6 protein-coding genes and 1 pseudogene are annotated in these 8,246 nt (G+C 64.3%); 2 read left to right on the forward strand and 5 right to left on the reverse strand.

What is annotated here, in order from left to right; all coding sequences use genetic code 11:
* Nucleotides 1-410: 410 nt before the first annotated feature.
* Complete coding sequence (locus FGL98_RS24120) at nucleotides 411-1,721, reverse strand: NAD(P)H-binding protein (protein WP_281289212.1); 1,311 nt, start codon at nucleotides 1,719-1,721, stop codon at nucleotides 411-413.
* A gap of 559 nt (nucleotides 1,722-2,280) precedes the next feature.
* Here FGL98_RS24120 and FGL98_RS24125 point away from each other — a divergent pair.
* Nucleotides 2,281-3,570 carry a flavin monoamine oxidase family protein gene (locus FGL98_RS24125; protein WP_146321314.1) on the forward strand — a complete coding sequence of 430 codons (1,290 nt, stop codon included), beginning with the start codon at nucleotides 2,281-2,283 and terminating at the stop codon, nucleotides 3,568-3,570.
* A 170-nt stretch (nucleotides 3,571-3,740) separates the two neighbouring features.
* Here FGL98_RS24125 and FGL98_RS24130 read toward each other — a convergent pair whose 3' ends face one another.
* The 3 genes from FGL98_RS24130 to FGL98_RS24140 are packed head-to-tail and all read right to left on the reverse strand — an operon-like array spanning nucleotide 3,741 to nucleotide 5,677.
* Entirely contained in the window at nucleotides 3,741-5,162 is a 1,422-nt protein-coding gene (locus FGL98_RS24130; RefSeq protein WP_146321316.1) for a putative transposase, read from the reverse strand.
* Nucleotides 5,156-5,470 (reverse strand): helix-turn-helix domain-containing protein, encoded by a 315-nt coding sequence (locus tag FGL98_RS24135; protein WP_146321318.1) that lies wholly within the window; start codon nucleotides 5,468-5,470, stop codon nucleotides 5,156-5,158. Before FGL98_RS24135 ends, FGL98_RS24130 begins: the two co-directional genes overlap by 7 nt.
* Nucleotides 5,471-5,479: 9 nt before the next feature.
* Complete coding sequence (locus FGL98_RS24140; RefSeq protein ID WP_146321320.1) at nucleotides 5,480-5,677, reverse strand: hypothetical protein; 198 nt, start codon at nucleotides 5,675-5,677, stop codon at nucleotides 5,480-5,482.
* 327 nt (nucleotides 5,678-6,004) lie between these two features.
* Here FGL98_RS24140 and FGL98_RS24145 point away from each other — a divergent pair, with 327 nt between their 5' ends.
* The gene (locus FGL98_RS24145; protein ID WP_146321322.1) at nucleotides 6,005-7,231 is read left to right on the forward strand and encodes a PucR family transcriptional regulator; all 1,227 of its coding nucleotides are present in this window, start codon (nucleotides 6,005-6,007) and stop codon (nucleotides 7,229-7,231) included.
* Nucleotides 7,232-7,466: 235 nt separating this feature from the next.
* Here FGL98_RS24145 and FGL98_RS26575 read toward each other — a convergent pair.
* Nucleotides 7,467-8,246: pseudogene (locus tag FGL98_RS26575) on the reverse strand (IS256 family transposase); the annotation flags it as partial.

Consider the following 8,246-nt stretch of genomic DNA (forward strand, 5'->3'; position numbering starts at 1 on the left):
TCATAGGAATCTCCTTTATTAACGTCCAACTCGCGTGATGTCGCTGCTCTAGTCTGTGGGTCCGTGACCCGGAACACCTCTGCATGGTCCGAGAAGATCAACGCCGGCTTTGCAAGATTGTTGAGGTTGGCGAGTAGGCATAAATTGCTCCGGGCTCTGGTCGCTGAGCATTCGGGGCCGTGCTGCTGTATCGCGGCGTCCAACTGACGCCGACCTGCAGGACCTGGACAATGAGTGGCTGCGCCTGCCCGACAAGAGCGTCCACGTTGGAGCGAGAGTCGCAGCGCAGGTTGCGAGGCGGCCCCGAAGCGGACTCGATTGGGCTTTCGACGCCTGTCCCGCCCCTCCACGCTCGGGCCATTCCTGCGCTCACTCCCCCTCGCGCACACTGTCAACCCGTCGGTTGAGGCTTAGCTGGTCACTTGCTGGACTGCCCTATCGAAAGTTGCGGGGTCAAAGTAGGCGTGCTCGGACACGATCTCGCCGTCGACGACCGTGTCAATGAGTGTGGCGTACCAACTGACCGGCGCGCCCTCCTCTGGCGCGCCGGGGCCGACGTACCGTGCGTGACACCTCAGCTCCCCGACAACGTTGGTGCCGGACGCGGTCAGGGTCACCAGCTCAACCTCGACCTGACCGTCGGCGAAGAGTGCGTTATACCCCTTCATGTGCTCCCGGAAGGCGGCCTTGCCGCTTATCGGCTCGTCCGGAAACGGCATATCCCTATAGACGATGCTCGATGCATAGCAGTCGACCAGATCGTCAATCTTGTTGCCCGCCCACGCGGAGATCTGGCGACGGAACAGCGCCTCGTTGTTCCGCGCACACCGCAACGCCTGCTCTGCGTGCGTCTCGGACCTCACTTTCCCGCTGGGACGCAACTGTGACTCGTGCTCCGCTAGGAACGTGTCGATATTGCGAGGCGGACGAGCGGTCACCCTCGCGACCTCACCCGTGACGATGGCGGTGTTCCCCTCGACGATGCTCTCGGAGATGCGGGTTATATAGGTGACGAAACCTTCGTCGAGCCCGTCGGCACGCATCCGCTTCTGGGCCTCGGCGACGCTCTCTTCAACGCCCTCCACGGGGCCGGCGGTCGCAGTAATGCGCTTGGCAAGCTGATCGAGAGTAAGTGCCTCAGGGCCAGTCAGGTTAAGGGCCTGCCGAGCGGCTCCGCCGTTGACGAGAATTTCCGCCGCGACCTCCGCAATGTCACGGGCGTCGATCCACGCCGTAGCCGAGCCACCCGTGGTCATCACAATGACCCGGTCATTGCGGATCATGGTGCCGAAAAAGTCCTCATCTACGAGGTCATCCATGTACCAACTCGGACGGAGGATCGTCCACTCCAGGTCGCTGGCCTCCACAACCCGTTCCACGTGACGCTCGGCGATGTGATCGGGCCGGGTTTGCGTGGCGCCTTCGGAGAGCAGCACCACCCGAACCACGCCGGCTGTCTTGACTTCCTCCAGGAACCTACCAACCACTTCGACGACGTCCGCGGACTCGGGCTTGACGAGATATACACCCTCGATGCCCTCGATCGCCGGGCCCCACGTCGACTCGTCGTGCCAGTCGAACCGGACTCGATAGACCTCCTCGAGGTCAAGTTTCTCGGGTGTGCGAGATGCTGCCCGGACCGTGGCACCTCGGGTGATAAGTCCGGTCACAACGTGTCGCCCGGTCTTGCCACTGGCACCTATGACTAAAATTTGGCTCATAGCGATAGTCGTCCTCGTCGTCGTAGTGCACTGCCTGCGTATCCCTGCCGGCAAATGCACTGAGTTAGATGGGCATCTGATGACCGCCGATAGGGGCAGGGCTTCCCGCACCACAGTGCCGTACCGCCAGGCCAGACGAGTTGTTTGGTACCGCAGACAGCCTGTACGAATCTACGGATCCGTGCATCTCCGACCAAGGCCAATTCGCGGTGAGGAGGCGTGGCTGGGACTTGACCGCCTGGACACAATGTGAATACTGCGCTTCGTGTCATGGGTGCTACTGAAGCGGGATCCGCATCTTGCGTGTATGCTCGACCATCTCCTCATCGCACGGTTCATAAGAGGAACGAAAACGTTTGAGCACGAGGCTATTTCGTACAACGACTCCATCGACGCGGGCGTGCAGTCCTGTCTTACCGCCCACACAAATTGCCCTCTGGGCGGGCAACCTCGTTTGTCGGATTCTCATAGGGTTCAGACTCGAATCGTCCGGGACGCGCAACGTGCGACGGACTCAGGATTTGTCACTATGGCCCCTACTCCGAAATGAGGTAACACCATGGAACGAACCGACGTCGTGGTTGTCGGAGGTGGTTTTGCTGGCCTCCGGACGGCCCGTAATTTGAGCGAAGCCAACCAGTCCGCAGTGCTTCTCGAGGCGGCCAACCGCGTAGGAGGACGCGCTTACAGTCGGGAATCTAAGACGGACCCAGGCACTCTCGTGGAGGTTGGTGGTGCCTACCTCCACCGCCACCACCACGGCCGCCTGGCAGCCGAAATAGACCGCTACGGGATCCGAACCCAGCCGGCCGCACCATTCACTGTGTTCCGCAATCGCCTGGGACAAGGCGAGCACAACTCGGCATTCCCGGTCCCGATCGAAGAGGCGACCGAGGCTGAGCGCGTCCTGTATTCCCTCCTTCGAGATGCCCACCGGATAGACCTAGAAGCCGGACTTGAGAACCAGGGCCTCGAGGATCTCGACATTTCAGTCAAAGAGTATTTCGATACACTCGACATGCCGCCGGTGACCGACCAGCTGCTGCGGTCGTGGTGCTGGAACATGATGGGCCAGCGACTTGAGGATGCCTCGGCGCTGTGGGCGCTACAGTTTGTGGCCTCTCACGGGTATTCAGTCTTCGGTGTCGTCCTCTCGTTGGACGAGGTAATGTCCGAGGGCACAGGTGCCTTAACCTCGGCCATCGCGAAGGACGTCCCCGATTTAAGACTTGGTGAGCCGGTACACGGGCTACAGCAGGATGCCGATGGCGTCGAGGTGTTGTATGGCAAGGACAGAGTGCTACGCGCCGGACACGTGGTCGTCGCCGCGCCGCTCAACGCGATGGGAAGCATCGCATTCGAGCCTCCCCTGACCGGTTCGCGCGCAAATGTGGTCGCGGAGGGCCACGGTGGGCGCGGTTTGAAGCTACTCATCCAAGTGCAAGGTGTCCCAGAAGGGATCTCCTGCACGGGCGACGGCGTCTTTCCCACACTGTACGACTACTTACCATCTTCTGATGGTGGACGGATCTTGGTGGCCTTCACCGACCGTGACTCAGTCGATCCCAGCGACGACGCTGCGATCGAGGCCGGAGTGCACCACTACCTCCCCGACGCCGTCGTCGTGGGCACCGATTGCCACGACTGGACCGAGGACCCCTACGTTCGCGCGCCTTGGGTATCGCCACGCGTTGGGCAGTTCACACGAGCCCACAAGTCACTCGGCGAGCAGCACGGTCGGATCCACTTCGCCGGTTCCGACGTCTCGCTACTCTTCCCTGGCTACATCGAGGGAGCGCTTGAGACCGCAGATCGCGTGATAGGGGAACTCGAAACGCATCCCTACTGAGCTGATCAGAGCACCTGTCGGCAGATACGGCGCACATAGATCTCTGACGAGAGCTGCGGTCGCCCGCAGTGGCATAAGGCTTGGTCGAGGGATCCTGCGATACGGTCTTCGCTTTCTCGATCAGCAGCCTCAGACCTCCGTGAGTAGTGGTGGCCCGATCGTTAAGAATTTCAGGCGTCGGCGAGCTGGTAGGTGATGGGCCGGTGGTCGCCGGGCATGCGCGTGGGGGCCTGGTTCAGCTCGTCGCACAGCAGGCCGAGGGCGCGGGCGACGCGGGGGCTGTCGAGCCGGTCGAGGGTGACGGTGATCGCGGTGTGGGTGTAGTCGACCTGCCCGCCGTGGTGGAACAGGTTGCGGATGATGGCGCGATACTCGTCGGGGTCGGTCAGGTAGGCGTTCAGGTGGTCGGCGAGCCAGGCCTCGACGTTGAACGCGAGGAGGCGTAGCACCATTTGCAGGCCGCGGCGGGCCAGGTGCGGTCGGGCTCGTTGCGCGTCCGGGTTCAGGTCGGTGGCAAGCACTTTCGCGGGGAGGGGTTTGAGTTCTGCCTTCGCGGCGGCGACCGCGTCGGTCGCGTCGCGGATCCGGGCGTGCGCGTCGGGGAGGGTGGCGTTCTTCTGTGCCAGGGTGAGCGCGTCATCGTTGAGCAGCTGGGGTAGCGCGCGTTCCGCGGCGGCCAACTCGCCCTCTGCGGCTTTGACGGTCTTGCGGGCGGCGGCCCGGGCGGGGTTGGCCATCTTCCGGTCATCGGCGCTGATAGTCATGTCGTAGCAGGCCAGCGCGTCGATCCCGTTGTGCGCGCTGGCGTACTTGAACATGTTCTCGATCCGCCACCGAGACCGTAGCCAGCATACCAGGTCAGCGCCGGTCGCGTTCGTCTCGGACGTCAGGACCTGCAGGACGGGCTGGTGGTGCTCGAACAGGGTCAGCTGCCGCGCATCCCCGTAGCCCTTGAGGTGGACGGTCTCATCGGCCAGCATCATCGTCACCCGCTTCCGGTCGCGCACGGTCCACGACCGCTTCGGCGGGGCGGTGCTGTCTGCCAGGGGTTTACGCCGGTAGGTGACCCAGTCCGCGCCCGCGTCACGGCACGCGGTGAAGGTGACGGGGTAGGCCCCGCCCCGGTCGAACCCGAGCAGGATCGGCGCGTCCGGTCCGATCACCGCCCGCAGCTGGTCCAGCACCCCCGGCAAGGTGGTGGACAGCCCGGTCGGCTCGCCGGAGGAGAAGACGACGGCCCGCCCGCGGGCATCGACCAGCAGCGTATCGTCGCGGCCGGACTGCGCGTGGCGGCGTTTGGTGTTCCACCCCTTGGCCACCGGCGCCGCGCCAGCGTAGGCCACGAAGTGGTCGTCGACGAAGTACACCGGATCACCGGCCGGGTCGACCGCGAGCATGCCCGCCGCGAACGCCCGCTGCAACCCCAGCGGGTCGGTGCCGTCGGCCAGCGCGGCCAGCCGGGCCCGCAGCGTGGCGAGCTCGGGGATCATGTTCAGCCCGACCGCGGCCCCGGCGTCGGTCCGACGCAGGTGCTTGAACCCCTCCACGGTGCCGACCCCGAGCGCGAACCCCAGGGTGGTCGCGGTCAGCACGCCGGTGTCGTCGTCGGGGCGCCGGATCCGCCCGTGTCCACGTCGCCCTCGGCGAGATCGCCGGCGTCCTCGGGCAGCACGTCTTGCACCGGCAGCGGGCCGAGCCGGGCGAGCAGCTCGCTGATCACCGACTGGGCCACCCCGAGCCGGTCGGCGATCGCCTGCTGCGTCCAGCCCTGACCGGCCCACTCACGGGCCTGGGTCACCTGCCGGGTGGACAGGCCCGGTGGGCGGCCCCCGGCGGCCCCGGCGGCGCACCAGACCCGCCGAACCGTCCCGGCGGGCCCGGCCCCGCAGGATCGAGACATAGGTCGCGGTCAGCTCGAACACCGCGACCTCATCGACCCGCCGGCCGCGTCGGTCAGTGCCACGACTGCCAGGTTCCGTATCCCCGTGTCGCCGGCCTCGTACCGGTACAGCAGCGTGCGGCCACACGTCACCAGCACCACCCCATCGCTGGCGTGCGCACGCAGTACGCTCGGCTCCGGCATCCCCTCCAATTCCGCCTGAATCACCCACCCGGCCTATCACAGTCTTATCTCTATTTCCGATATTTCGTGGCACAGAAGAAGCCCTGGTCACAGGCCATCTCCCTCAAACTACTCACGGAGGTCTGAGACTAGCGCCGAAGGCATGCCGTCATTGCAGAGCGGGCCCGCACCAGAGTAGGTGTGTCCATCCAAACTGCCTGGGGCATATGGAGGCGTTTCGAGCCGCCACCGCACAGCGGAGCGCCTCATCCGAGGGACACGGTGGGACACGCCGGTTCGTGCCGAAGGCAGATCTCGCGGCCGGCATGCCGTCTGCTTGGCCGCAATCAACGTGGCCCCTATAATCCGGATATGTCGATCGAGCAAGATATTCGCGCGGTCGCAAACGCGCTCATGAGTGACATCCCCGCCATCAGCGACGAGATCCAGCAGCGCAGTCGCTCCGGTGCGCCCAACTACTATCGCCGCAATGACCCCATGCTGCTAGAGACCGAACTGCCGAGCATCACCGGAGCTCTCACGAGCATCATCCAAGGGCTCCGTCACGCGCGGCATCTGCCAGACGGCGCGTCCGAAGGCGCCTTGGAAGAAGCACGAGTAGCCGCTCAGGCCAGTGTCGACCTCACCGATCTCCTGTTGACCCGGCGGATCGGCCAGGTTGTCCTATGGAACTGGATCCTTGACACCGCAGTGCGTCTGGTCCCAGACGGCCCGAGGCGGACTGCGGTGCTCAAGCAGGTGGCGGAGTATCACTTTGCGTGGAATGACCTGACTACGCGGGACGTCGTATTGGCCTACGATCGCGAGAAGTCGGCCTACTTCTTTCATAGTCGCGACCGGCAGCGCCGAGCGATCGTCACAGATCTCCTCGGTGGTGTGCCCACCGACACAGGGCAGCTCGGGTACAATCTGAACGTCGAACACCTCGCCGTGGTTGCGTGGGGCAATGCGCCACGCGTCGCCCTCGAGGCACTTGCCAAACTCCTGGATGCCGCGCTGCTCGTCGTCGAGGGCACGGGAGGCACATCGCTGGCTTGGTTGGGCCACAGCCGGCTTGGTGAGTCATTTGAGCAACACCTGCCGTCGATCAGTCCGCCCCCGGCGACTTATGTAGCCCTTGGCGGCCCTGCACCCGGGCTCAAAGGATTCCGTCTCGGACACCGACTAGCTTGGCAGGCATGTCGGGTCGCACGGCTGCGTCCACAACCGGTCACCTGCTACCGCGATGTTGCATTGGAAAGCGTCGTACTGCGCGACATCTTGTCCGCCCGAGATTTCATGATGAGCGAGCTAAGCCCGATCAACGACGGCGATCCCCGTACAGAACTGCTGCGGGAAACGCTTAGAGCATACTTCGAAACTGGGCAGAACGCCGCTGCGACTGCCGCCCGTATCCATGTCCACGAGAGGACAGTCGCTTACCGACTGAAGTCGATTGAGGAGCGGCTCGGTCACCCGATCAACCGTCGTCGGGACGAGCTCGCGGTGGCTCTCCGTTTGGCCGATATTCTGCGCGGCGCGACGGACACCCAACTTGCGATCATGGGCGAAGGCAGCCCCACTGAGACAGGCGTCTAAATCGGTATCATCGTCGAGAGCGTAGGTCGGTAAGTGCGCGGCGGGTCTGGTTCCAGAGAGTTTGGCGGCGCGTGTCAGCGGGCCCGTTGTGGGGCGTTGAGATTGGCCATAGTTCCCCGGCTCGCGATGCGGCGAGCTCCTGGTCGCGTTCTTCGAGTTGCATCCGTAGGTCAGTGGACTGCTGCTCGAGGTGAGTGATCCGCTGTTTGACTTCGTCGATGGCGTCGGGTGTGCCGAGTCCGGAGGTCATGTAAATCAACTTGCGCAGGGCCGGGCTGAACGCGAGGAACGGCGTGAACCGGGCCCACGCGTGCTCCCAGGTCGCGACCGTGGCCGAGTACTTCTTGCCCAGCTCGGAGTCGGCGAACTCGGCCAGCGCCGCCAGCGCGGCGTCCTCGGTCGCCGCGGTGTCGATCGGCTTGAGCATCGCCACGACGGCCTTACGGTCGGTGTACGACACGAATCTCATCGACGCCCGAATGAGGTGCACGGTGCACGTCTGGACGAGCGTCCTGGACCAGGTCGCCTCGATCGCCTCGGGCAGCCCGGTCAGCCCGTCGCAGCAGACAATGAGCACATCTCGCACCCCGCGATTGGCCAGTTCCGCGCAGACCTAAGCCCAAAACTTCCCGTATCACTGGCCTGCACCCAGATCCCGAGCACGTGCTTGACCCCGGACATGTCGACCCCGACCGCGATGTACGCAGCCCGGTTCGACACATGTCCGCCATCGCGGATCTTGACCATGATCGCGTCCAGATACATCACCGGGTAGAACGCGTCCAACGGGCGTGACTGCCACGCCCGCACCTCCTCGACGACGGACTCGGTGACATTGCTGATCGTCTCGTGCGACAGCTCGGTGCCCAACGTGGCGGCCAGGTGATGCTGAATATCGCGGACCGTCATCCCGCCCGCGTACAACGAGATGATCATCCCGTCCAGGCCATCCATCCGCCGCTCGCCCTTGGGCACCACCTTCGAGGAGAACGTGGCGTTACGGTCCCTGGGCCGA

The organism is Leekyejoonella antrihumi (assembly GCF_007845645.1).
In the GTDB taxonomy this organism is placed as follows: Bacteria; Actinomycetota; Actinomycetes; order Actinomycetales; family Dermatophilaceae; genus Leekyejoonella; species Leekyejoonella antrihumi.